Raw genomic sequence first — 24,746 nt, forward strand, 5'->3', positions numbered from 1 at the left:
TCCGAGACGCGCCGAGGGGACCGGTATGAGCGATACACCGGTCCCCGCGGACCTACCGGGGTTCGTCCTCGCCGGGACCGCATCGGGCGTGGGCAAGACCGTGGCGACGCTGGCCGTCTGCCGCGCCCTCGAACGCGACGGTCGGACGCCCGTCGCGGCGAAGGCCGGCCCCGACTTCATCGACCCGAGCCACTACGCGGCGTCGCTGGGGCGCCCCTCGCGAACGCTCGACCCGTGGATGACCGGCGAGGACGGACTCAAACGGGCGTACGCCCGCGGAGCTGACCACGGCGACGTCTGCGTCGTCGAGGGGATGATGGGGCTGTACGACGGCGACGTGAGCACCGCCACCGTCGCCGGGGAACTCGATTTACCGGTCGTCCTCGTCGTCGACGCGACGGCCGGGATGGAGAGCATCGCGGCGACGGCGCTCGGATTCCGCGCCTACGCCGACCGGATGGACTACGACGTGGACGTGGTCGGACTCCTCGCCGCCCGCGCCCACGGCGGGCGACACGAGGAGGGCATCCGGACGGCCGTCCCCGAGGAGATGCACTACGTCGGCCGCACGCCGCCGCTTGACGGCCTCGACATCCCGGACCGCCACCTCGGCCTGCACGCCGGGAGCGAGTCCCCGGTCGACGATGACGCCCTCGACGCCGCCGCCCGCCACGTCGACGCGGACGAACTGCTCTCGCTGGCGCGCCGCCCGCGGGTCGATGCACCGCCGGAGCGACCGGCCGACCCCGCCGGCGTGACCGTCGCCGTCGCCGAGGACGACGCCTTCCGGTTCGTCTACCCCTCCGTCCGAGAGCGACTCGCCGCGCGGGCGACCGTGGAGTCGTTCGCGCCCCTCGCGGGCGACGACCTCCCCGCGTGCGACGCCGTCTACCTCCCCGGCGGCTACCCCGAGAACCGCGCGGCCGAACTCGCGTCGTCGCCAGCGCTGTCGGCTATCGCGGACCGCGCGGCCGAGGGCCTGCCCGTCTTCGGCGAGTGCGGGGGGCTGATGGCCCTCGGCGAGACGCTGACGACGGCCGACGGCGAGGAACACGCGATGGCGGGCGTCCTGCCCGTCTCGACGCGCATGACCGACGGACCGGTCGCCCTGGACCACGTGGGCTACCGGGCGCGTCGGGATTCGCTGCTCGCGCCCGCGGGGGAGTCGCTGCGCGGCCACGAGTTCCACTACTCGGCGGCGACGGCCGCCCCCGACGCGCGCTTCGCGTTCGAGGTGGTCCGCGGCGCGGGCGTCGACGGCGCGAACGACGGCGTCGAGGAGTACCGGACGCTCGGCACGTACGCGCACTTCCACGCCGAGTCGGGCGCCTTCGACGCGTTCCTCGAGGCGGCGCGGAACTAGACGGCGAGTTCGAGAACAGGGGAGTCGGCTCCGATCCGGTCAGTGCGACCGCGTCTTCGTCTCGGCTTCCGTTCGCTCTTCGACCTCCTCGGGGGACTCCGAGGCGGACCCGGCCTCATCGGCCTTATCGGCCATCCGCTGGACGGCGGGCATCTGCAGGAACGAGAGGAGCGTGTACAGCACGTACGTGTGCTCTGCGCCGTTCAGGTGGTCCTGATAGCACTGCGTCGCCGCCTCGCGGTCGATGAACGGCAGCGCGTCCATCAGGGGGCCCCTCTCGCGGAGTTTCTTCTGGGCGAAGTCGTGGGTGCGGAGCAGTTCCGTGGAGTTCGTCCACGGCTTGTCCGACATGTAGGGCTCGGGGGAGCGGTCGGGCGAGAGGTGCTTGCGGGAGAACGCGTTCGCGTGATGCAGCAGGAACTGGGTGGGGAACGACTTCGTGAGCGGGACGCCCGTCGACGCGTGCGGCACCCGGGCGAGGTCCTCGTCCAGCGCCACCGTCGTCGCGTCGATGACGTTCCGCCGCATCCGATGTCGCATCGGGAGTTCCAGCGCCAGTTCGACGAGGCGGTTGTCGAAGAACGGGGTCCAGTGTGAGATCATCCCGTTCATCGCGTGGAAGAAGTAATCCGACTTGTTCGAGAACGGGTAGAAGTCGTCGAAGAAGACGAGTTCTCTCACCGACCGGTAGTTCACCCCGTGGTGGTCGATGCCGTCGTTCTCCACGATGTTCCGCTCGAGTATCTCGGTGAGGTCCGACGAGCACTCCAGATACTCCGGCAGCGGCTTCGCGCGGCGTTCGATGTGCTCGCTCACGCTCGTCGTCTCCTTGGCCATCGGCAGGTCGAACTCGCCGAGCTTGCCCAACTGGATTCTCGGCGACGGGAAGGCGTGCTCTCTGAACAGGGTGTCGGCCCCCAGTCCCGAGATGAGCACGTCGACCTCCTCGCGGATGCGGTCGCCGAACTCCGTGATGTGCGCCTCGCTGAACCGACCGTGGAAGTTCATCTGCCGCGGCGTCGATTCGAGCATCCGCGCGTGGTTGTCACGGTCGCGCCGCAGCAGGTGGAAGTCGCGGTCCGCCGCGAACGCCACCTGCTCTGCGACCTGCGCTTCGCGGTTCAGCCACCCGGCGGTGTGGTAGGTCTGCAGGTCGATGTCCGGGTCGACGCCGGCGAGGATGGCCCGCGAGTCGCTGCCGCCGCTCAGCAGCAGCCCGTACGTCAGGTCGGGGTCGAGTCGCTCTTCGAGCACCGTCTCGAACCGGTCGACGAACCGGTCGGCGAACGACGAGAACGACTCGTCGACCGGTTCGTACTGCGGTCGCCAGTACCGCTCGGTGTCGACGGTCCCCGTATCGAGGTCGACGGTCGTGACCGACGAGGGGAGCAGTTCCTCGACGCCCGTGAACGGCGTCCGGACGCCGCCGACGGCGCCGAGCGTGAAGTACTCGGCCAGATACTCCACGTCGAACTCCGCGTCGACGTTCGGGCGGACGGGGAGCGACTGCATCTGCGTCGAGAAGACGAGCGTCTCCTCGTCCGGGCGGACGCGGTACACCGGGCGGGTTCCGAGCCGGTCGGTGACGATCAGCGCGTCGTTCTCCTCGCTGTCGTAGACGACGACGACGAACGACCCGTTCAACCCGGCGGCGAACGCTTCGCCGTCGGCCTCGTACCGCCGGGCGCAGAACTCCGCGATGGTCGCCGCGCCGTCCGTCGAACGCGGGCGGTAGCCGTCGGCGCCGTCGGGGCTCTCGTAGCCCCAGACGTTCCCGTACGCCCACACGAACGCCCCGCCGTCCGTCTCCGCCGGCTGCTTGCGCTCGTCGCCGGGGTGGGCCGCCCACTCGACCGCGACGCGTTCGTCGGCGAACTGTCCGCGCTGTTCCTCGCCCGTCCACGAGAGGTCCGACGCCATCTCGTCGATGCCGTGGTCGCGGGAGCCGAGGATTCCACAGATTCCTGTCATCGTCGGATCGGTGTGTGTTGGTCTGACAACGCGGCGAAGGTCGGATCGGGGGGGTGGTACTGTGATATCATGGTGTCGTTAGCTTCGGACGGCACCGAGAACTGCTTCTAGGTCGCTGCGTATCTTCCACGTTGAGAGGGACTCGACGACGGCCACGGCCGAGACGTAGACGACGACGCCGGCCACGACGAGGCAGGCGAACTCGGCGATAGCGGGGAGTCCGGAGAGAGCCGGTCGGAGGAAGTAGAGCGCCGCGCCCATGGCGACGCTGGCGAAGACGGGATAGGCCAACTCGATGATGAAGCGTCGGTGGGTCCCGCCGATGCTCTTGACGGCGAGGTGGGTCTTCACCGGGACGATAAGGAGGACGTAGATGCCGGCGATAGCGCTCACGGTCCCGACGATTCCGTACGCGGTGGTCGCCGGGTAGATGACCGCGCCCGTCACCACCAGCCTGGCGAAGTTTATTTTCGTGTTGTAGTCGGGGTGACCGGTGGCGTTCCAAACCTCGTTGAAAGTGGAGGTGAGCGCCGAGAACGCCCCGTACACCGCGACAATCTGCATCACCGGGATGATGGGGAGCCACTGCGGCCCGAGGAAGGCGCGGACGAACGAGGGGGCGGTCAGGACGATGCCGGCCGCGGCGGGGAACGACACGAACGAGAGGATTCTGATAGTTTTGTTGACCGCGTTGGCGAGCGCCTCCGAGTCGGTCTGGAGCTTCGAGAACATCGGGAACATGACGGTCGAGAGGCTCCGCGACAGCTCCAGCGGCGGCGTCTTGCCGAGTCGGTAGCCCATCTGGTAATACCCGAGCACGGCCGTCGACATGAGCCATCCGATCAGCCAGTCGTCACCGCTCACGAGGAGGAAGCTGATGGCGCTCGTCGCGGTCACCCACTTCCCGTATCCGAACAGTTCCCACGCCTGCTCGCGGTCGAAGCTGAGCCCGGGCCGGCGGTCGTCGAGCGCGTACGAGGCGATCAGCTTCGCCACGTCCGCGGCGAGGTAGCCGTAGACGAACGCCCAGACGCTCTCTAAGATGAACGCCAGCACGACGGCGATGACGAACTTCGTAATCGCGCCGCTCATGTCGAAGACGAACTTCTTGTGGAGTTCGAGGGATTTCTCGAAGTAGACGATGCTCGGGTTGAAGAACCCGGTGATGAGCGGCGAAAGGGCGATAGCCTGCAGTATCGGTTCGACGGCCGGTTCGTCGAAGAACCCCGCCGCGAAGGGGGCGCTGAAGAACAGAATCGCCGCGATGAGGACACTGCGTGCGATCTGCATCATCCAGGTGGTGTCGAGGTACTCGTCGACGTTCGCCTCTGGTCGCTGAACGAGTGCGCGGCTGATACCGAGCCGCGAGAACCGACTCAGCGCCGAGTACGTCACCAGTGCGAGGCCCATGAGACCGATGTCGCGCGGAGTGAGCAGGCGCGCGAGAACGATCATCATTATCAGCTGCAGGCCCCTCGCGCCGACGTTGATGCCGACCGACCAGACGGCAGACTTCACCGTCTGCGACGACAGGCTACCGCTCGGCCGCAGGGTTCGGATGACCGCCAGAACAGCCGCTTTCACGCGATCGATCATATCGGTCTCGACGCGCTCTCGGTCGCACGGGCGGTCCGCAGAGTTCCGCTCGGTGAACGCTCCCAGTCACTCTCGGGAAGCCGGGCGCTATCGGATTCTCTCACTCGAATCAGGAGATTACTGCATGCGCTATTATAATTTCTGGCTTCTATCGACGCTGTATCGGCGGGATAGCGTCCGTGAGGGGTGTACACGGGAAACACGTTCTCCCCCCGCGACAGGAGTCGTCACGTCTGATTTAGCCAGTCTTAATTTACGTGCCGGACGCATCGACGGTACAGTACATGAGGGAGGATTCTTTCCAATACACGCTCCTCAAACCGCTCCGCGACCGCGCGGGTGCGGGCTACCGGGGGCTGTCCGACCGGCTCTCCATCTTCGCGACGCTCCTCGACCGAGAGCTCTCGACCGGACTGTCCGTCGACATCCCGTTCGAGCGGCGACTGTGGCTCTGGCGGCGCGGGTTCACCAGTCGGTCGAGCGCCCTGTACGACCTCGACGAGGGCAACTACCGGCAGTTCGTCTCCGACCTGCAGCACGAACGGGCGAACGACATCGCCGAACCGTGGGACACGGTCGTGAGCAACAAGCTGACGTTCTACCTCCTGTTCAGTTCCTACGCCGAACACCTGCCCGACTGCTACGGCGTCGTCGGTGACGGCGAACTGCGCCGGAGTTCGCCGACGATGCCGACCGCGCCGTGGGCGGCGCCCTCGGACGGGCTGAACGGCGTCGAACGCCACGACGCCGTCCGGTGGGTCGACCGCTACCTCGACCGCCGGGCGGCGCTGGTACTCAAGCCCGTCTACGGCCACGGCGGCCGCGGCGTGTTCGTCTGTCGGAAGCGGGGCGAAGACGAGTACGCGGTCAACGGCGAGTCGAAGACGCGGGCGGCGTTCGGCAGATTCCTCGACGAACTGGAGGAGTACCTCGCGTGGGAGTTCGCCCAGCAGGCCGACTACGCCGAGCGACTGTACCCCGACTCGGTGAACACGCTCCGCGTGCTGACGATGTGGGACTACGAGGCGGACGAACCGTTCGTCTCGGCGGCGGTCCACCGCATCGGGACGGCCGACTCGGCGCCCGTCGACAACTGGAGCAACGGCGGCCTCTCCGCGATGGTGACCGACGACGACGAACTGAGCGCCGGCGCGCAGTGGCTTCCCTCGGAGGGGGAGGTCCGATGGTTCGACGAGCACCCGGACACGGGCGACCGAATCGAGGGGACGCGCATCCCCGACTGGTCGGTCGTGCGCGACGGACTGTTGGAAATGGCGGCCGAGTACCCCTCGCTGCCGCGTCTCGGATGGGACGTCGTCCTCACCGGCGAGGGGGAGTTCGTCGTCCTCGAAGTGAACGCCCACACCGGATTGCGGACGCTCCAAGTGCACAAACCGCTGCTCGAAGACCCGCGCGTCCGCGAGTTCTACGAGCACCACGACTGTCTGTGACCTCGCTTCCCCGAGCGCTCGGGTCGGAGTGCGGGCGTCCGGCGCGGCGAGTCGCGTCCGTTAAGTCGGGACGCCGTGGACTACCGACCGACCAATGATCGACGGTGACCTGCTGGCGCGGTTGTCCGACGCGTCCCCCACGGGGACGACGGCGACGCAGTCCGTCTATCGACGGCTGTCGGTGCTGGAAACCCTCTTCGAGCGAGAGGTGGTCTCCGGCCCCTCCGTCCCGCTTCCCCTGGAGCGACGGCTCTCGCTGTGGCGACACGGTTTCACCAGTCGGTCCGGCGTCCTGTTCGACGTCGAGGAGGGACGGTACGACGAGTATCTCTCGGACTACCAGCTCGAACGGCTGGACTCGCTCGGCGGACCGTGGGGAGCGGTCGTCAAGAACAAACTCGCCCAGTACCTCCTGCTCGACGCGTTCCGCGAGCACCTGCCCGACTGCTACGGCGTGCTCGACGGCGGCGACCTGAAGCGCCGGCCGGCGTTCGCGTCCTACGAGGGCGACGGTCCGCGCCGCGTCGACGCCGTCCCGTGGCTCCGCGACCACCTCGACGGGGAGGGAGCGCTCGTTCTCAAACCCGTCTACGGCTACGGCGGGTCGGGCGTCTACGTCTGCCGGGCGGCCGAGGGGGATGGCGACGACTACCTCGTCAACGGCGAGGCGAAGACGGCGGCGGAGTTCTCGGCGCTCGTCGAGGAGTTGGAGGAGTACCTCGTCTGGGAGTTCGTCCAGCAGGCCGGCTACGCCGACGACCTGTTCCCCGACGCGGTGCACACGCTGCGCGTGCTCACCCTGTGGGACCCCGAGGCCGACGAACCGTTCGTCTCGAAGGCGGTCCATCGCATCGGAACGGCCGACTCCGCGCCCGTCGACAACTGGAGTCGCGGCGGCCTCTCGGCCGAGATTCGGGAGGGCGGGACGCTCGGCCCCGCCGCCTACTGGTCGGACGACGACCACGAGCGCCGGTGGTTCGAGCGACACCCGGACACGGGCGCGCGCATCGAGGGCGCCCAGGTTCCGGGCTGGCCGGCGATACGCGACCGACTGCTCGAACTGGCGTCGACGGTGCCGTACCTCCCGCGCGTCGGCTGGGACGTGGTCGTCACCGGCGAGGGGGAGTTCGTCGTCCTCGAACTCAACTCGCACGCGGGCGTAGAGACGCTGCAGGTTCACGGACCGCTCCTGCGGGACGAGCGCACCCGTCGCTTCTACGAGCACCACGGCTTCGCGTAGGCGTCGGAGAGCGCGTCGATCCGAGACGGGCTATCGGTCGTCCGATTCTCGGACGGTGGTGACGGGTATCGGCGACTCCCGCACCAGCGTCTTGGCGACGTCCCCGACGACGAGTTCTTCGAGTCGCGACTGCCCGTGGACGCCAACGACGATGAGGTCCGCGCCGTACTCCTCGGCGGCCTTCACGATCATCTCCGCGGCCTGACCGACCGCGACGCCCGTCCGAATCTGCACGTCTTTCTCGCCCGCTATCTCCTCGGCGACGGTGAAGAGGTCTCGCGCGTGGTCGCGGCGTTCGTCGAGCCAGTCGTCCCACTCGCTCGGGTGGTCGCCCCACCCCGCCGCCGCCGTCTCGTCGCTGTTTTCGTCGACGACGTACAGGACGGTGATGCTCTCGCTTCCGTACTCCGCGCAGGCGTAGCGCAGCGCTCGCTCGGCGAGCGGCGACCCGTCGAAGGGGACGAGGACGTGGTTCGGCATATCCGAGAGTACGGCGCCGAGCGTATTAGGCGTGTAAGTCGAGAAACACGTGCGGCGCTGCGCGCTCGACTCCTCAAAGACGCGCGGCGTGTTCGGCCGCCGCGGTCAGTCCGCGGCCGCCGTCGCCGTTCCGGGTCCCGTACGCTCCCGGCGGTCGACCGTCCACGCTTGGTGCGCCATGAGCAGCATGCTGGCGACGAGACAGAGTCCCCACAGCAGCGTCGACATCCCGATGGCGGCGATTCCGGTGGCCGAGACGCCCCACACCGCCAGCGGCAGCATCCACTGTCCGACCAGATACAGCCCCGTCGTCGCTCGCCGGACTCGCCCGGCGACGTTCAGCGCGTCGACCTGACTCCCCATCACGACCGCCAGAATCGACAGCACCCCATCTCAATTCAAGCAGGGAATCCCGGCCTTTAGGCCGGGAGGGAATGCGACACGGTGCTGACCAACCGCTACTCGGTAGCCGGGCCGGAATCCAACTCTCGTTGTGCGTGGAGTAGCATCCCCTTCCACGTCAGACCGTGACGTTTCTTCGTCTCTTTCAAAGACTCGTACTGTTCCTCGTCTACCTCGAAGTTGATGTGTGGCATGAGCCATTCTTGCGCTCCGTTACACTTAATTTTGTCTACGTTCTATCTACGGGTGTGTCCGAGACGGTGACGAAGACGCTACAGGCAACGCTCGCCACGCCCACCACGGGCAAAGAGCAACGCCTACAGCGACTCTTGGACACCTACCGAACCGCACTCCACGATGCCTTCGACAACAGGGCGGATACAATGTCTGCTGTCAACGACGTTGTGACGCCCTACGACCTGCCGTATCAAGCCAAAGACGCCCTCAAATCCTACGTCCCGAAACTCCGCTCGACGTATAACGCCGAGGAGTTAGACGACGAGCATCCGCTTCGACTCGTCAACCGGGCCGCGAAGTTCGACTACTCGAACGAGCGCGAACATGGTTTTGTGTGGCAGGCTCCGCAACCCGGACGCGGGACAAATTTTTGGATTCCGCTTCGGATTAACCCCGAGCAGGAATCCCTGTGGTTCGACCTGCTCTCCGAGGACGCGAAGGCGGGTGAGTTGCGGCTACAGCGACACCGCACGTCGTGGGAGTTGCACGTCACCGTCGAATACTCGGTCGAAGAACCGACCGACCCGGACGACCCGACGTACATCGGCTTCGACGTAGGCGAGAGCGCGTTGATAACGGGCTGTGCCCTCAAACGCGACGTACCACGGAAGCCAATGCTCGTCAGCGGCAGTCGAGCGCGACACCTCCGCAAAGAGATGTTCACGACGCTCCGGCGGCTACAATCACGAGACGCCGCCGAGTGGCGCGTGGACGAACGATTCGACCACTACCAGAACGCCCTCACGGATATTGTCGAGAAAGCGTCTCGGCAAGCCGTCGAGTACGCCCATTCCTTCGAGAATCCGGTTATCGTCCTCGAAGACCTGTCGTACATCCGCGAACGCTTGGACTACGGCAAGTTCATGAACCGGCGGCTTCACGCGTGGGCGTTTGCCCGACTACAGGGCCGAATCGAAGACAAAGCGGCCGAGGCAGGGATTCGAGTCGAGTACGTCAACGCGGCGTACACCTCGCAGACGTGCCACGCTTGCGGGCGTCTCGGTCGGCGGAGTCAACAAGCGGAGTTTGTGTGTCCGCACGACGACTGCCACGTATCGGAGTTCCAAGCAGATATTAACGCGAGTGCGAACATCGCACGTTGCGCTAACCCGTGGGGAGAGAGCGTCCGTTGGGAACCCGGACGCGATGACTCGCCACAGGACGGGAGCGGTCGTGACACCGCCACAGTCCACCGNGCGCTAACCCGTGGGGAGAGAGCGTCCGTTGGGAACCCGGACGCGATGACTCGCCACAGGACGGGAGCGGTCGTGACACCGCCACAGTCCACCGAGAGACGAGCGAGACACCCTCGCAGATGACGCTCTCGGCGTATTCGGACTGAAACCTGCCTAACGGATTCCCACCGTGTGGGAAGGCCCGCCGTTTATGGCGGGGAGGATGTCACGTACAGCCCCACGCCCATCATCACCGTCAGCCCCAGGAATCCCGACGTCTTGAGTATTCGAGACATATGTTGGCAATACTCACTATCTCGTATACTTGTTGTCGTTCGTCTGATAGCTGCTCCGCTCGGACGTCCCGGCGGTCGAAACGACTTTTCCGACCGGCGCGAACGCTCCCGCATGCACGGACGCGAGTCGGCCGTCTCGGTTCTCGACGCGAACCGACGCGACGGCTACACGATTCCCTCGGCGACGCTGTACCCCTTCCAGTGGAACTGGGACAGCGCCTTCGTCGCCGTCGGCCTCGCTCACGCCGACCCGGCGGCGGCCAAGCGCGAGATTCGGACGCTCCTCGACGCGCGCTGGGAGAACGGGATGGTGCCGCAGATAGCCTTCTGGTCGGACGCCGCGGGCTACTTCCCCGGCCCGGAGGAGTGGCGGGTCGGCGCCGACCGGACCGCCCACGCCGACGTGGAGACCAGCGGCATCACCCAACCGCCGATGGTCGCCCTCGCCGCCGAGTACGTCTACGAGATGACGGGCGACGAGTCGTTTCGGGACTCCGTCCTCCCGGACCTCAAAGCCCACTGCGAGTGGTGGCTCCGCGAGCGCTCCGACGACGGCGAACTCGTCTGGGTCCGCCACCCGTGGGCGACGGGGATGGACGACTCGCCGGCGTGGGTCGGCCCCCTCGAACGCTTCGACCCCGGCGACGTATCGTACGTCCGCAAAGACCGCAAGGACGACGACCTGGCCGAGCAGCGACCGACCGACTGGGACTACGACCGCTACGTCGCCCTCGTCCGGCAGGGGCGCGAACTCGACTGGGACGAGGCCCGGTTGCGGAAGGAGTCGCCGTTCGTCGTGGAGGACGTGCTGACGAACGCGCTGTTCGCCCGCGCCTGCGGGTCGGTGGCCGCTCTCTCGGCCGACGCCGGTGACGACGCGGCCGCCGAGCGTTGGCGCGCGCAGGCCGAGACGACCCGCCGCGCCCTCTCCGAACGGCGGTTCGACGACGACCTCGGTCTGTTCGTCTCCCACGACCTCGTCGCCGACGAACCGCTCCCGGTCCGCTCGGTCGCCGGACTCCTCCCGACGCTCGCCGGCGCGCCGACGGACGACCAGTTCGAGCGGATGCGCGAGACGCTCGCGGACTTCTTCGCGTACGAGTACGCCGCGCCCTCCTACGTCGGCCCGGAGATGGACTACGACCGCTACTGGCGCGGGCCGGTGTGGCTGAACACGAACTGGCTGCTCGAACGCGGCCTGCGGCGGATGGGCGCCGAGCGAGAGGCCGACCGGATTCGGGCGGACTCCCGGCGACTGCTCGACCGCGAGGGGTTCCGCGAGTACTTCAACCCCGAGACCGGTTCCGGGCGGGGGAGCGACCGCTTCTCGTGGTCGGCGGCGCTGTCGCTGACGTGGGCGGGCGACGACGCCCCGACGGAGGTGGCGCGATGAGCGACGACCGACCCGAGTCGGGCGACCGCTCCGACGACGCCGCCGACGCGCCCGCGACGGACCGCCCCGATTCGCCCGCGGAGACTCGACGGAACACGCCCGGTGGGGGCGTCGCGCCCGGCGCGAACGCCATCGAACCGTCGGTTCCGGAGGAGTTCGGCCTCGTGCAGGCGTGGTGGGGCGACGGCAAGGGGAAGACCACCGCCGCGTTGGGGATGGCGTTCCGGGCGGCCGGCCACGGCTACCGGGTCCACCTCCTCCAGTTCCTGAAGGGCGGGGCGGACTCGGTGGAGGGCGTCCGCGGCGAGTACAACGCCATCGAGGCCCTGCCGGGCATCTCCTACGAGAACACCGGTCATTACGGCTGGAAAGGGCTCATGGACGGCTCCGACGACGACGAACACGCGGCGAAGGCGACGGCGGCGTTCGAGCGAACGAAGGCGCTCGTCGCGGCGGCGGGCGAGTCGGACCTCTCGGAACCGCTCGCGTCCGAGGGCGACCCGAGCGAAGGGGTGAACATGCTCGTGCTGGACGAGATTCTGTACGCCGTCGACATGGGGTTAGTCGAGGAGGACGAGGTGCTCGAACTGATAGACGAAGCGCCCGCGGACCTCGAACTCGTCCTCACGGGCGGGCACGAGGAGCCGACGTTCCTGCTGGACGCCGCGGACCTCGTGACCGAAGTCCGGAAGGTGAAACACCCGTTCGACGAGGGGACGCGGGCGCGGAAGGGGACGGAGTACTGAGGGGTACTCACCCGGAGCGTCGCTCCATCGGCCGCGGTTCGACGCCACCCGTCGGCACGCGCAACCGGGCGACGACGCTCCGCGAGGCGTCGGCGCTGTCCACCGTCTTGTCCACCGCGTAGGCGGTGTAGCTGCTCTCCTCGGGCGTGAACTCGACGACCGAGTAGCCCCAGCGGGAACTGTCGAACAGCGCGAAGTGCGGGTTCATCGCGCGGGCGACGCGAGAGACGATTCCGCCGGCGACGCGGCCGACGACTCCCTCGTCCAGTCCGACGGCCTCGGTGAGGTTGACGCTCGTGACCGCGGGTGTCATGAACTCGGGTCCGAGTCCTCGACGCTCGTCCGCCGCCCCGTCGGCCGTCGGCATCGTCGACGCCAGATAGGAGTGCAGGTCGCCGGTGAGCGCGACGAGATTGGATGTCGCGTCCGATTCGATGCCGCGGGCGAGACGCTCGCGCGCGAGCGGGTAGCCGTCCCACGAGTCGGTCTTCGGACGGAGGGTCGCCGCGCCGACGCCGACCTGAAACGGCGAGAACAGCACCTCGTTCGCCCACGCCGTCCACGTGGTCTCCGACTCCCGCATTGCGTTGAGAAACCACGCGCGCTGGTCGCCGCCGAGCATCGTCTGGTCGGGGTCCGACCGCCCGCCGAACCAGCCCGGCCGCCACGTGCCGGCGCCCGGCGGCGGCGTCCGGAACAGTCGCTCGTCGGTCAGCACGAGGGTCGCGAGATCGCCGAACGAGAACGCACGATAGAGCTCGAAGGCGTCGTGCAGGTGGTCCGCGTCGGGGTCGTAGCCGACGCGGGCCGGGGTGAACTCCCACCACGCTTGGATGCCGGCCGCGGTGAGGCGCGCGGCGAACTCGGGGTCGTCGCCGCGCGGGTGCGTGGGGAGCACCGGCGCGTCTGCCTCGTAGTCCCAGTATCGGTTGTTGCCGACCGCGTGGTCGTCCCACGTCCGGATGACGGTGTGACGCCTGTGAAGTCGCTGCAGGTGGGGGTCCGACATGTACGTCCGGTAGAGTTTGCGGAAGTCCGCGAGCGAGGAGGCGAGGTCGTTCCCGCTGGGGAGTCTGATACTCCGGTAGCGCTCGCTGCCCAGCCCGCTGTACTGGTGGGCCGCCGACTCGTAGATGTAGTCGCCGAGGTGGACGACGAAGTCGACGTCGTCTTCGGCGACCCGGGCGAGCGCGCCGTAGTACCCGTTCTGATAGTCCTGACAGCAGATGAGGGCGAGGCGGAGCGAGTCGGGGGAGGCGTCGGGTCGCGGGAGCGTCTGACATCGACCCATCGGACTCTTCTGACCGCGGTAGGCGAAGCGGTAGTAGTAGGTCGAATCCGGGTCGAGGCGTCCGTCGAGGTCGACGCGGACGGTGTAGTCGCTCCCGGTGTGGAGTCGCTCCGGCGGTATCTCGCGGCGGAGTGGGGGGTCGTCGAACGACGGGGTCGGGGCCACCTCGACGCCCAGCGGTTCGTCCGGGTCGCGGGCGTCCGACGCGACGCGCGTCCACAGCAGCACGCCGCTCGGCGTCGGTCCGCCGCTGGCGACCGACTGTGGGAACACGGTCCCGTCGTCGCGGCCGGTCGCGTCGAGGTCCGAGACCGGGTCGGTCTCGCCGGGTTGAATCGGGGGGTCAAGTCTCGCCTCGCGGGCGCTCACCGTTCGGCGTCCCTCCCGTGTCCGCGGGGTCGTCCGCCCCGCGTCTCGTCGTCTGGTCCGTGCGTCGCTTCCGAACGGGGAACCGGCCCGGGGAACATCCTCCGACGGTACGACCGGCAGCGGTATAACGCTCGGGTGCGCGCTCGAACTAGTCCTTGCCCTCGACCGGCCACTGCGGGAAGATGGGTTCCTCGGGGCGGGCGCGTTCGTCGTCGGCCAACTCGACCGAGAGCGCCTCGACGTTCTCCGTTAGGTGCTCGACCCGGCGGCGCTCCAGTCGGGGGTGCGGCTGGCCGCTTCGGCTTCGATTCTCCTCACCGGTCCGGTCGTCGCGGCGGCCGACGCGATACTAGACGGACTCTCCGGTCCCGACGCCCTCGGGGGCGGAGGGACGCCCGAGCGGACGTCCAACCCGGCGACCGGTACGGCGGACGGATACGAATACTGACTACCGTTCGCGACGTCGTAGCGGGCGAACGCAATGAGTCGAACCGTCCTCGTCGCGGGCACGGCCAGCCACGTCGGCAAGAGCACCGTCGTCGCCGGTCTCTGCGGACTGCTCGCCGACCGCGGCGTCAGCGTCGCGCCGTTCAAGGCGCAGAACATGAGCAACAACGCCCGGGCGGTGCCCGTCGCGCCCGGCGCCGAGGCGACCTCGGAGGCGAAAGCGGGAACGAGCGCCGACGCCTTCGGCGAGATAGGCGTCTCCCAGTACGTGCAGGCCCGCGCGGCCCGCACGACGGCGACGACGGACCACAACCCCGTCCTCCTGAAACCCCGCGGCGGCGGCGAGTCGCAACTGGTGATAGACGGCCGTCCCGCCGGCAACTTCGCCGCCGGCGACTACTACGAGGAGGGGTGGCACCGCGCCCGCGACGCTGCCGTCGCGGCGCACGCCCGCCTCGCCGCCGCGCACGACGTGATACTCGCCGAGGGCGCCGGCTCCATCGCCGAGATAAATCTCCACGACCGCGACCTGGCGAACGTGGAGACGGCCCGCCTCTCGGACGCGGATATCCTCCTCGTCGCCGACATCGAACGCGGCGGCGTGTTCGCCTCCCTCGTCGGGACGCTCGAACTCGTCCCCGACGACGTGAGAGAACGGGTGGTCGGCGCGGTCATCACGAAGTTCCGCGGCGACGAGTCGCTCCTCGACGATGGCCTCGACGCCTTCGAGTCGCGGACGGGCGTGCCCGTCCTCGGCGTCCTCCCGTACGACGATCCGGGCCTCCCCGAGGAGGACAGCGTCTCCCTGCCGGCGGAGGGCGAACGAGCCGTCTTCGGTGCGGATACGAAAGACGCAGACGCCGTCACCGTCGCCGTCCCTCGCCTGCCCCGCGTCTCGAACGCGACGGACCTCGAACCGCTGGCGGCCGAACCGGGCGTCCGCGTCGCCTACCGCCCGCTCGATTCGGATTTCTCGGACGCCGACGCCGTCGTCATCCCGGGGTCGAAGAACACCGCCGACGACCTACGCGCCTGCCGAGAAGCGGGCCTACACGACCGCCTCCGGGGGTTCTCGGGGCCGGTGGTCGGCCTCTGCGGCGGCTACCAACTGCTCGGCGAGCGACTGCTGAACGTCGGCGCCGAGAGCGTCCGCGGGGATTCTGCACTCTCCGGGTTCGGACTGCTCCCCGTCGAGACGACCTTCTCGACCGAGAAGCGCGTCGCACCCGTCACGTGGCAGTTCGACGGGACCGGCCCGTTCGAGGGATTCGCCGGGTCGGTCTCGGGGTACGAGATTCACACCGGCGAGACGCGGGCGGTCGTCGGAGACGGCGAGGAACTCGCGCGGCCGTTCGCCGCCCCCGACGGCCGGGCGGACGCGACGCTCGGGGTCGCTCGGGGCGCGGTGATGGGAACGTACCTGCACGGCCTCTTCGAGAACGAGGGCCTCAGAGACGCCTTCGTCGACGGTCTGTTCGCCGCCGCGGGTCGCTCGCGGCCGGCGGCGGGGGAGGGAGAGACGGCCGACTCGCCGTACGACCGGGCGGCCGCCCTCGTCTCCCGACTGGACCTCGGACCGCTCGGGTTCGAGGAATCGGGTGACTGAGGGCGGCGGTTGACCGGCCGAATCCAGACCGCTCTACACAAACGATTTGTCTTCTCGTCGACCACTTCGCATATACACCCGAAATGGACGGCGGTGGCCGCCCTCTCGCAGGCCGCCCTCGCGGCCGTCTTCGCCTTCGATTACGTCGCCGGCGATTCGACGCCGCTCATCGCGGCGGTCGGAACGGTCGCTGCGCTCTGTGCGAGCGTGTGCTTCGGACTCGAGTACCGTCGGCGGCGGAGCGGAGAGTCGGCGTGGGGCCTCGGACCGTAGGCGCCGGGGCGTTCCACCGCGGCGACCGCTCAGTTTACTGCAGCGACTGTCCGTCGCACTCGCCGCTGGGACAGCGTCCATCGGCGTGCGCGGCGAACTCCCGGTCGAACGCCGACATCGCCGTCTCGACCGTCCGCGCGGCGCTCTCCTCGAAGTGACACATCGAGGAGTTCTGCATCGTCCGCGTCAGTTCGCGGAGCATGTCGTCTTTGTACTTCCCGGAGTAGATCTGTCGGAGCAGGTCCGTCATCTGCTTGGTCCCCTCCCGGCACGGCCCCGACCGACCGCAGTTCTCCTGGGAGGCGAAGTTCGCGCGGTCACCGACGGCCGCCAGGGCGCAGCGGTCCTCGCCGAACAGTTCGATGACGCCCTCGGAACCGAGGCCGGCGCCGTCCAGGGCGGGCGCGGAGTAGGTGTGGTCCAGTCGGCGGGTGAAGCCGCCGAACTGCCCGCCGACGACGGCCATCTTCACGGAGTCGTGGTCGACGGCGTCGGTCGCCGTCCGCATCGACGACCCCGTGGAGAGTTCGACCGTCGCGGGCGCGTCCACGTCGCCGGCGACGGTGACGAGGCGCGTTCCCGGGTCGGCGTCGTCGGCGTCGAACCCGTCGGGGTTGCGAATCACTTCGCGGACCTGCAGCAGCGTCCGCGGCGTGTGGATGACCGTCGGCCGCCCGTAGAGGCCGTGCGTCTCCGGTCCCGGGGGCGTAAGCCGCGCTTCGAGTCGGTCGTTCCCCTCTAGGGACTCGAGCGCCATCGTCGGTTCCCCGGCGATGAACCGCTCGGGGCCGACGGCCAACTGCGGGGCCTCGCCGTGCGCCTCGCGGTAGCGCGAGATGGCCCGCGAGAGGCGTTCGGTCCCCAGCGATTCCTCCTCGGCGTAGACGACCACGTCCTCGGCGTCGAGGAGGTGTCCGACGGCCATCGCGGCGTCGACGACGCCCCCGGCGTCGCCTTCGAGCAGCGTCCGGTCCGTCCGGTTGCGTTCGTCGGCGTCGTTGGCGTTCACCACGAGCACGGGGTCGCCCTCGACGTCGCGGGCCTCCTCCCAGCCCTCGGCTATCGATCTATCGGAGCGGGCGTCGCCGCGGCCGCGGCCGAGCAGACCGAGTTTGTGCATCCCCTCGCGCACGTCGTCGGGGTCCTCGCGCACCGCTTCGAGCAGCGAGTCGGTCGGCGGTTCGCTCGGGTCGACCCAGCCGCAACGTCCGAGGGCGCGTCGGCGGCCGACGCTCAGCGGTCCCTCCTCGGGCGTCGGAAGCGCGCCGTCCTCGTCCGGCGTCCCTTCCTCGCCCTCGACGATGGCGTCGGCATCCTCGGCGAACTCGCCCGACTCCGCCGCGCTCACGATTTCGCCGGCGCGGTCGTGCGACGGCGCGGCGTAGAACGCCGTCCCGTCGTCGGTCGTCACCACGAGCAGCGGTTCCAGCGCCTCTACGCCCGTCGAACCCGTTCGTCGAACCGTCGACGTCTCCGCGCCCTCCCGCGCGGCGTCGGCAACGGCGTTCGCGTCGGTCCGATGCGCCGACCCGGCGGCGACGCGGACCGCCGGCAGGCTCCCGTCTCCTTCCTTCGAGTCGCTCATCGAACAAAAGTACTGCTGGCTGGTAGGAAAGGTTTGTTGCCCGCTACTGATGTGTCGGTATCGAAAGAACTGTGGGCTCGCCGCCCCGTCGCGGTCACCGATCGAGGTGGGCGGCCGTTCCCGACCCCGCCTCGGTGACGGTTATCCGGCGAAAAAAGCTCCCTCGCGCGCCGCTCAGAACGGCGGTTCCATCTCTTCGTCGTCGTCGCCACCGCTGCTGACGACGAAGTAGATGACCGCCGCGGCCACGATAGCGAGGATGAGCATGGTGAGCGCGACGCTCCGGCCGCCCTCCGTGGTATCGCCGATATCCTCGTCGGCGGCCGGTTCGTCTTCGATGGGAATCTGAACGGGTCCGTCGTTCTCGCCCTCGGTTTCGGTTGCCATGGGCGGACTAGAACGCTCGGGGACAAAGGCGTTCGGGCGGTCGGGAGGGGGGCGTCGACGACCGCCGTGCCACCCGGACGCGATCCGCGATGCGGACGACGACACGTGTCTACCTGAGATACATTCTCTAAACAGAATATTTAATTCGGGCGGCCGCGAGGTGCGGGCATGGTCGAAGCGTTCGCCGTCGCCAGCGGGAAGGGCGGGACGGGGAAGACGACGAGCACGCTCGCACTCGGGATGGCGCTGGCCGAGCGGTACGACGTGACCGTCGTCGACGCCGACACGGGGATGGCGAACCTCCTCTTTCACACCGGCCTCGACGACGCCGACGTGACGCTCCACGACCTCTTGGTCGAGGGGCGCGACGCTCGCGTCGGCGACGCCGTCTACGAGCGCTTCGGGATGTCCGTCGTCCCCTGCGGAACGAGTCTCGCCGCGTTCGAGGCGGCCGACCCCGGCCGCCTCCGCGAGGTGGTCGCCGAACTGGCGTCCGAGACGGACGTGCTCCTCCTGGACTCGCCGGCGGCGCTCGGGTCGAAGAGCGCCGTCCTCCCCGTCGTCCTCGCCGACCGCGTCGTGGTGGTCCTGCAACCGACCGTCCCCTCGCTGTCGGACGGGCTGAAGGTGCAGGAGTACGCGCGTTCGTACGGCACGGAGACGGCGGGCGTCCTGTTCAACCGCGTCCGCCCCGACGAGGACGCCGAGCGAATCGCCGAACAGGCCGCGCGCTACTTCGGCGGGACGACGCTCGCCTCGGTGCCCGAGAGCGACGCCGTCCGCGCGGCCCGGCGGGCGGGCGAACCGCTCCTCGCGCACGCGCCGGCGGACCCCGCGGCCGACGCCTTCCGCGAGGCGGCGACGGCGTTGGACGTTCGCGAGGGNCCGGCGGACCCCGCGGCCGACGCCTTCCGCGAGGCGGCGACGGCGTTGGACGTTCGCGAGGGCGACGCCGGCGACGTGGCCGACCGCTTCCGGAGCGCCGTCCTCCCCGACCGGGTGTGACCGTACCGTGACCGCGTTCTCCGAGGCGTCGCTGCGGATTCCGGCGGGCGAACTGCTCCGGTCGCGCGTCGTCAGCGACGTGGGGACGACGCTCGCGGCCGTCTTGGACCGCGAACTCACCGGCTACGCCGTCTTCGAGCCGCAGGACTCGCTGCTCGGCGGCGGCGGAGACGCCGCCGTGCTCACCTTCGAGGAGGGAGTCCCCGTCCTCGCGTACGACGCCGGAACCGACCGCGGCGGCCCCGACGCCCTCGCCGCCCTCGACGCGGCGGGACCGTACCGCGTCGAACTGTACGGACTCGCCGCCGCGGCCGTCGAACGCCTCCACCGCGACGAGACGTGTCGCGTCCCGCCGGCGCGGCCGGCGGACCGACTCGCGGCCGACCCGGAACTGGTCGAACGGACGCGCGCGGCGGCGCCGGCGGACCGCCGGGAGGACGAGCGCACCGCCGTGGAGTCGTTCCTCGCCGACGCCGAGCGCATCGACGAGATTCGAGCAGAAGCGCGGCGGGAGGCGAAGTCTCGAGCCGCGGAGTGGGGGCTGTCCGACCAGTTAGAGGAGTGATGGGTCGGTCGGACCGTATATACCGCCTCGGCCGCAAGAAATCGTGTGACGGTGCTCCCACTCGTTCCGTTGCGGACTCCCGCGGACTTCGCCGACTGGTACCGACCCGGCGCAGACTACGTCGTCCGAGTCGCCGAGGGGATGGGCTTTCCGACCGGTGACCTCCCCGCCCTCGTCGACGAGGCGGAGACGGCGATGCGGGAGAACCGCACCGGTTACGACGTGGCGGTGGAGGTCGCACAGACCATCGTGGCCGACCTGCTGGCCGACGCCGCGTTCGGAGCACCCTTTTTGGAGTGGACGCCGCTGTGGTACGAACTCGCCCTGACCGGGCCGACGTACTTCGCGGGGTGGCGGCTCAAGTATATCGCCCGCAAGTACGCCGACACGCTCGAACACGTCTCGGTACCGCGGTTCAGCCGGCCGCAGGACGTGCTCTACGAGGGGAAGCCGGCGGTCGACCGCGTCTCGGGATTCGCCGACCGCTTCGCCTTCGCCGACGCCATCATCCATCTGGAGTGGTTCGACTACGTCGCCAGCGAGTGCGGCCTGCCGGTGCCGCCCGAACTCATCTCTCGCACGCGCGAGGAGACGGTGGCCTACTACGTCGGCGCGCGGCCGATGGAGGACCTGACGCCGACGGTCCGCCGGTTCCAGCATCTCCTCTTCTCCGACGACGTGTGGGTGCGCGACGTGAACCGCCGCTACGACCTCGACAGCACCCTGTTCACGCTCTGGGAGCGCATACTCAGCCGGGAGCGCCGGCGGTTCGACCCCCGGCAGTAAGACGGTAAGGCGGACCCGACTCGCGATTACGGCGCTGGCTCGTAGTCCGGACCGACGACGAGTTCGAGCGCTCGCTCTCGGACGTGCATCGTCAGCTCTCGGTGCTCTCGAATCTCGCCGTCGAGGCTGAACTCGATGTCCTTGCCCTCGCGGCCGGAGACGTGGAACTCGCTGCCGGTCATCTGCGTCACGTTCTCGGTGTCGCGGCCGATGAACTGCTGGACGGCGGCCTCGGTCAGCATCTTCGACGTCGGCATGTCCTGTACGACGGTCACCTCGAACAGGCCGTCCTCGACGTTGGCCTGCCCGCCTCCGTCGGTGAACCGGCGCGCGTTGCCGACGAGGATGCAGAGCGCCTCGCCCGACCACGTCGTCGACTGGGACTCGGCGTCGTTCTTCGCCTCCAGTTCGACGTGAAGCGGTTCGAACTCCCGAACCGTCTTGAGTCCGGCGGCGACGTAGGCGAGTGTGCCGAACTGCTCTTTCATATCGGAACTCGTCTGGGAACTCGTCTGCGCGGTCAACCCGGCGATACAGGAGTTCGTGAACAGTTCGTCGTCGGCGACGCCGAGGTCGATGCGCCGGCGTTCGCCCGTCTCCAGGAGTTCGAAGGCGTGTTCGACGCTCCGCACGCCGACGTTCGCGGCGAAGTCGTTGCCGGTCCCGCCCGGAACGACGCCGAACGTCACGTCGTCGAGGGCGTCCGCCCGCGCGAGTCCCTCCGCGACGTTGTGCACCGTCCCGTCGCCGCCGCAGGCGGCCACCCTCCTCGCGCCCTCCTCGCCCGCCCGCCTGGCGAACTCGATGGCGTCGCCGGATCCTTCGGTCCGTTCGACGGTGTAGCCGCGTTCCGCGGCCAGCGACTCGACCCGTTCGGCGTGGTCGCCGGACCCGCTGACCGGGTTGAGGATGATTCGCCACTCGCCGTCGTCGGTTCGGGCGGTCGCTTCTCGGTCGCCGTCGGTCGTCTCGTGGGTCGTCATGGTTCAGAGCGGTGTCGGTCGGCGGTCGGTCGGTGTACGAATGCGGTCGACCGCTAAGGTTCTGGTGGCTTCGATACCGGACGCCGCGTCAGAGTCTGTACCGGAGTCGCTCGTACCCAACCTATCGACGCGCACCGGCGAATAACGGGTGGTTTAGGCGTGATTCGACCGCTCGACGCCTTGATACGGCCCGACGGCACGCCGCCGGTCGCCGAAGCGGACGTTCGGTACGGACTGCACCGTTCACGTATGCAGTGGTTAAACTCCGCTATACGAGACAATACTCATACCCCTCTCTTCCTTTCGGAAAGGCAGTTGATTGACATGCAGGACGCAGATATCTGGCAGTCCGTCTCCAAGGCGCTCGGAGATAAGACCCGTCGGCGCGTGCTGGTCGCGCTCTTGGAACTCCCGAACCCCGACGACACGCTCAGCGTTCCCGAGGACGTCGACGCAGGGGACCGAGACGAGACGGCGCTGGAGACGGCGCTGTACCACAACCACCTTCCGCTGTTGGAGCAGGCCGGGTACATCCGGTGGGACCGGGACGCGGGCCGGGTCGGCGTCGGCGACGCGTTCGAGGAGATTCGACCGGTGCTCCGACTCCTCCACGACAACCGGGCTGACCTCCCGGACGACTGGGTCTGACTCGAATCTAACTCGAATCCGGACGGGGCCGGCTGCCGTCGTATAAACACCGTTCGAACACGGCCCGTGGATTGGTATGCGTGCGTCCCGTTACTCATACGCCCATCGGGGGAGCCGCTACGGTCCGCGACGGACCGATCGGCGCAGGCTTCCCCGCCGGTGGACGGCGGTTCGACCTCGAAGCGCACGCGCCCGACACCGCCGATACGCGGCTTCCCGTCACATCCCCGCGATTTCACCCTTCCGACAGCGCACGACGAGACGCGACGAGGAGCGACCGGTTCGCTCCCGGGCGACCGACGCCGACCGCGCTCGACACCGCCCGTAACGGAACTGATCGGTTCGTCTCGACGCCGTTCGCGGCGACCCACTTCGAGAACGTCGTCGAGACCAAGGGCTTCCCATCGCGGCGGAGACGGCCGCGCCCGATTTCCAATGATACAGCAACACAACCGCGACCGAACGAGTACGAGAGGGCACGAATGAGCGACCAGCACCCGAACGAGACGAACTCCGAGGAGAAATCCGGCGTCGCGGGCTACATGGCTCAGGCGAAGGAGATGGCCGAGTCCGCACAGCAGCGCAGCGAGACGACCCCGGACCACGGGTCCGACGAGGGGCACAGCGGTCCGTTCGCGCCGGCCGAACACCTCGCGGAGTCGTTCGCAGCCAACTCCATGTCGGAGGGTCGGCTCTTCGACGTGGCGGACGCCGTCAGCGACTACCGGCTGAACGACGTGGACGTGACCGACACCACCTGCGGTTACTGCGCCGTCGGCTGTCGGTTCGACGTGCTCTCGAAGGACGACGAGGTATTGGGCATCCGGCCGAACGCCGAGAAGGCCCCCGTCAACGGCATCTCGACCTGCGTGAAGGGCAAGTTCAGCTACGGCTACGCCGACGACGAGGACCGCCTCACGACGCCGCTCATCAAAGAGGACGGCGAGTTCCGCGAGGCGTCGTGGGAGGAGGCGCTGGACCGCGTCGCCGAGGAACTGCAGGAGACGAAAGACGAGCACGGCCCCGACGCCCTGGGACTCGTCTCCTCCTCGCGGACGTCGAACGAGGCGAACTACCTGATGCAGAAGCTGTCCCGCCAGATTCTCAAGACCAACAACATCGACAACTGCAACCGGCTCTGTCACTCGCCGACCGTCGCGGGCCTCTCGCAGACGGTCGGTTACGGCGCCGGCTCCGTCGGCACGGAAGCCTTCAACGACACGGACTGCTATCTCATCACCGGTTCGAACACGACCGAATCCCACCCCGTTCTCGCCACCGACATCAAGCAGAACCTCAAGGAGGGGGCCGAGGCGTACGTCTTCGACCCCCGGAAGGTGCAGATAGCCGAGCACGCGACGCAGTACGCCCGCGTCACGCCCGGTTACGACACGGTCTGGATCAACGGCATGATCCGTCACATCCTCGAGGAGGACCTGCAGGACGACGAGTTCGTCGAGAACCGGACCGTCGGCTTCGACGAAGTGAAGGAGGGCGTCGAGAAGTTCACGCCCGAGTTCGTCGAAGAGCACGCGGGCGTCCCGCCGGAGCAGTTGAAGAACGCGGCCGAGGCCGTCGCCACGGCCGATAGCTGCATGTTCTGTTGGACGCTCGGGCTGACCGAGCACAGCCACGGCACGGAGAACGTCGTCTCGATGGCGAACCTCGCCTTAGTGACGGGCCACGTCGGCACCGAGAAGTCGGGGCTGGCGCCGTTCCGCGGGCAGAACAACGTGCAGGGCGGCGGCGGCGACATGGGTCCGGTCCCCGGNCCCGCGAGAAGTTCGAGGACTACTACGGCGTCGAGGACCTGCCGGACGAGGTGGGTCTCACCATCACCGAGCAGTTCCTCGCCGCGGACCGCGGGAACGTCAAGTCGATGTTCGTCGAGGGGGAGAACCCCGTCTACTCCGAACCGAACGTCGACCACGCCGAGGAGATTCTCGAAGAACTGGACTTCCTCGCCGTCCAGGACATCTTCCTGACGAAGACGGCGGAGTACGCCGACGTGGTCCTGCCGGCCACGGGTCACGTCGAGACGAACGGGACGTACACGGGGACGACCCGACACGTCCAACTCGTCAAGCGCGCCGTCGACCCGCCGGGCGAGGCGAAACCCGACTGGGTCATCACCCAGGAACTCGCCGAGCGCTTCGGCTTCGAGTGGGGNGTCAAGCGCGCCGTCGACCCGCCGGGCGAGGCGAAACCCGACTGGGTCATCACCCAGGAACTCGCCGAGCGCTTCGGCTTCGAGTGGGGCTACGACTCGCCCAGCGACATCATGGACGAGATAAACGACCTCACGCCCATCTACGGCGGCGTCACGCACGAACGCCTCGAAGACGGCGAGGAACTGCAGTGGCCCGTCTGGGACGAGGACCACCCGGGGACGCCGCACCTCTACAAAGAGCAGTTCAACACGGCCGACGGACTGGCGCACATGTTCCCGAC

22 protein-coding genes and 1 pseudogene are annotated in these 24,746 nt (G+C 68.5%); 14 read left to right on the forward strand and 9 right to left on the reverse strand.

Annotation, left to right across the window (positions count from 1 at the left end):
* Positions 1–25 precede the first annotated feature (25 nt).
* Entirely contained in the window at positions 26–1,363 is a 1,338-nt protein-coding gene (locus C474_RS12830; RefSeq protein WP_008387399.1) for a cobyrinate a,c-diamide synthase, read from the forward strand.
* Between the two features lie 39 nt (positions 1,364–1,402).
* On the opposite strand, the gene C474_RS12835 is transcribed toward C474_RS12830, so the two are convergent.
* Positions 1,403–3,334, reverse strand: coding sequence for an asparagine synthase-related protein (locus tag C474_RS12835; RefSeq protein ID WP_008387401.1), 1,932 nt, complete (start codon positions 3,332–3,334; stop codon positions 1,403–1,405).
* Between the two features lie 78 nt (positions 3,335–3,412).
* Positions 3,413–4,930: a lipopolysaccharide biosynthesis protein gene (locus C474_RS12840; protein WP_008387404.1), complete on the reverse strand. Its 1,518-nt coding sequence runs from the start codon at positions 4,928–4,930 to the stop codon at positions 3,413–3,415.
* A gap of 284 nt (positions 4,931–5,214) precedes the next feature.
* Between C474_RS12840 and C474_RS12845 the strand changes: the two genes are divergently transcribed.
* Together C474_RS12845 and C474_RS12850 are read left to right on the forward strand one after the other, a co-directional pair.
* On the forward strand, positions 5,215–6,381 hold the full coding sequence (locus tag C474_RS12845) for a sugar-transfer associated ATP-grasp domain-containing protein (RefSeq protein ID WP_008387406.1): 1,167 nt from the start codon (positions 5,215–5,217) through the stop codon (positions 6,379–6,381).
* 94 nt (positions 6,382–6,475) lie between these two features.
* The gene (locus C474_RS12850) at positions 6,476–7,621 is read left to right on the forward strand and encodes a sugar-transfer associated ATP-grasp domain-containing protein (RefSeq protein ID WP_008387407.1); all 1,146 of its coding nucleotides are present in this window, start codon (positions 6,476–6,478) and stop codon (positions 7,619–7,621) included.
* Positions 7,622–7,651: 30 nt separating this feature from the next.
* On the opposite strand, the gene C474_RS12855 is transcribed toward C474_RS12850, so the two are convergent.
* The 3 genes from C474_RS12855 to C474_RS22650 all read right to left on the reverse strand — a co-directional run bounded on the left by C474_RS12855 (position 7,652) and on the right by C474_RS22650 (position 8,697).
* Positions 7,652–8,101 (reverse strand): universal stress protein, encoded by a 450-nt coding sequence (locus C474_RS12855; RefSeq protein WP_008387409.1) that lies wholly within the window; start codon positions 8,099–8,101, stop codon positions 7,652–7,654.
* Positions 8,102–8,206: 105 nt separating this feature from the next.
* Positions 8,207–8,464 (reverse strand): hypothetical protein, encoded by a 258-nt coding sequence (locus C474_RS12860; protein ID WP_239640425.1) that lies wholly within the window; start codon positions 8,462–8,464, stop codon positions 8,207–8,209.
* Positions 8,465–8,559: 95 nt separating this feature from the next.
* Positions 8,560–8,697 (reverse strand): hypothetical protein, encoded by a 138-nt coding sequence (locus tag C474_RS22650; protein WP_006182022.1) that lies wholly within the window; start codon positions 8,695–8,697, stop codon positions 8,560–8,562.
* Positions 8,698–8,751: 54 nt separating this feature from the next.
* Between C474_RS22650 and C474_RS12865 the strand changes: the two genes are divergently transcribed.
* The 3 genes from C474_RS12865 to C474_RS12875 all read left to right on the forward strand — a co-directional run bounded on the left by C474_RS12865 (position 8,752) and on the right by C474_RS12875 (position 12,350).
* Complete coding sequence (locus C474_RS12865; RefSeq protein ID WP_239640426.1) at positions 8,752–10,059, forward strand: transposase; 1,308 nt, start codon at positions 8,752–8,754, stop codon at positions 10,057–10,059.
* A gap of 264 nt (positions 10,060–10,323) precedes the next feature.
* Positions 10,324–11,604, forward strand: coding sequence for an MGH1-like glycoside hydrolase domain-containing protein (locus C474_RS12870; RefSeq protein WP_008387420.1), 1,281 nt, complete (start codon positions 10,324–10,326; stop codon positions 11,602–11,604).
* Positions 11,601–12,350: a cob(I)yrinic acid a,c-diamide adenosyltransferase gene (locus C474_RS12875; RefSeq protein ID WP_008387421.1), complete on the forward strand. Its 750-nt coding sequence runs from the start codon at positions 11,601–11,603 to the stop codon at positions 12,348–12,350. Before C474_RS12870 ends, C474_RS12875 begins: the two co-directional genes overlap by 4 nt.
* 7 nt (positions 12,351–12,357) lie before the next feature.
* On the opposite strand, the gene C474_RS12880 is transcribed toward C474_RS12875, so the two are convergent.
* Positions 12,358–14,010 carry an alkaline phosphatase D family protein gene (locus C474_RS12880; protein WP_008387423.1) on the reverse strand — a complete coding sequence of 551 codons (1,653 nt, stop codon included), beginning with the start codon at positions 14,008–14,010 and terminating at the stop codon, positions 12,358–12,360.
* A gap of 253 nt (positions 14,011–14,263) precedes the next feature.
* Here C474_RS12880 and C474_RS12885 point away from each other — a divergent pair, with 253 nt between their 5' ends.
* From C474_RS12885 to C474_RS12895, 3 genes are all read left to right on the forward strand, one after another.
* Positions 14,264–14,458 (forward strand): hypothetical protein, encoded by a 195-nt coding sequence (locus tag C474_RS12885; RefSeq protein ID WP_008387424.1) that lies wholly within the window; start codon positions 14,264–14,266, stop codon positions 14,456–14,458.
* Between the two features lie 33 nt (positions 14,459–14,491).
* Entirely contained in the window at positions 14,492–16,063 is a 1,572-nt protein-coding gene (locus tag C474_RS12890; RefSeq protein ID WP_008387426.1) for a cobyric acid synthase, read from the forward strand.
* A gap of 93 nt (positions 16,064–16,156) precedes the next feature.
* Entirely contained in the window at positions 16,157–16,336 is a 180-nt protein-coding gene (locus tag C474_RS12895) for a hypothetical protein (RefSeq protein ID WP_049916953.1), read from the forward strand.
* 34 nt (positions 16,337–16,370) lie between these two features.
* On the opposite strand, the gene C474_RS12900 is transcribed toward C474_RS12895, so the two are convergent.
* Complete coding sequence (locus tag C474_RS12900) at positions 16,371–17,921, reverse strand: NADH-ubiquinone oxidoreductase-F iron-sulfur binding region domain-containing protein (RefSeq protein ID WP_008387427.1); 1,551 nt, start codon at positions 17,919–17,921, stop codon at positions 16,371–16,373.
* A 174-nt stretch (positions 17,922–18,095) separates the two neighbouring features.
* Entirely contained in the window at positions 18,096–18,308 is a 213-nt protein-coding gene (locus C474_RS12905) for a hypothetical protein (RefSeq protein ID WP_008387430.1), read from the reverse strand.
* A 168-nt stretch (positions 18,309–18,476) separates the two neighbouring features.
* Between C474_RS12905 and C474_RS12910 the strand changes: the two genes are divergently transcribed.
* From C474_RS12910 to C474_RS12920, 3 genes are read left to right on the forward strand one after another with little or no spacing between them, the layout of a single operon-like run.
* Complete coding sequence (locus C474_RS12910) at positions 18,477–19,313, forward strand: nucleotide-binding protein (RefSeq protein WP_008387432.1); 837 nt, start codon at positions 18,477–18,479, stop codon at positions 19,311–19,313.
* Between the two features lie 7 nt (positions 19,314–19,320).
* Positions 19,321–19,878 (forward strand): hypothetical protein, encoded by a 558-nt coding sequence (locus C474_RS12915; protein WP_008387433.1) that lies wholly within the window; start codon positions 19,321–19,323, stop codon positions 19,876–19,878.
* Between the two features lie 45 nt (positions 19,879–19,923).
* Complete coding sequence (locus C474_RS12920) at positions 19,924–20,664, forward strand: hypothetical protein (RefSeq protein ID WP_008387436.1); 741 nt, start codon at positions 19,924–19,926, stop codon at positions 20,662–20,664.
* 26 nt (positions 20,665–20,690) lie between these two features.
* On the opposite strand, the gene C474_RS12925 is transcribed toward C474_RS12920, so the two are convergent.
* On the reverse strand, positions 20,691–21,647 hold the full coding sequence (locus C474_RS12925) for a diacylglycerol/lipid kinase family protein (protein WP_008387437.1): 957 nt from the start codon (positions 21,645–21,647) through the stop codon (positions 20,691–20,693).
* 324 nt (positions 21,648–21,971) lie between these two features.
* Here C474_RS12925 and C474_RS12930 point away from each other — a divergent pair, with 324 nt between their 5' ends.
* Complete coding sequence (locus C474_RS12930; protein WP_008387439.1) at positions 21,972–22,295, forward strand: DUF7344 domain-containing protein; 324 nt, start codon at positions 21,972–21,974, stop codon at positions 22,293–22,295.
* A 482-nt stretch (positions 22,296–22,777) separates the two neighbouring features.
* Positions 22,778–24,746 (forward strand): annotated as a pseudogene (locus tag C474_RS23425) (molybdopterin oxidoreductase family protein); the annotation flags it as partial.

The sequence above is a fragment of the Halogeometricum pallidum JCM 14848 genome, from assembly GCF_000337095.1.
In the GTDB taxonomy this organism is placed as follows: Archaea; Halobacteriota; Halobacteria; order Halobacteriales; family Haloferacaceae; genus Halogeometricum; species Halogeometricum pallidum.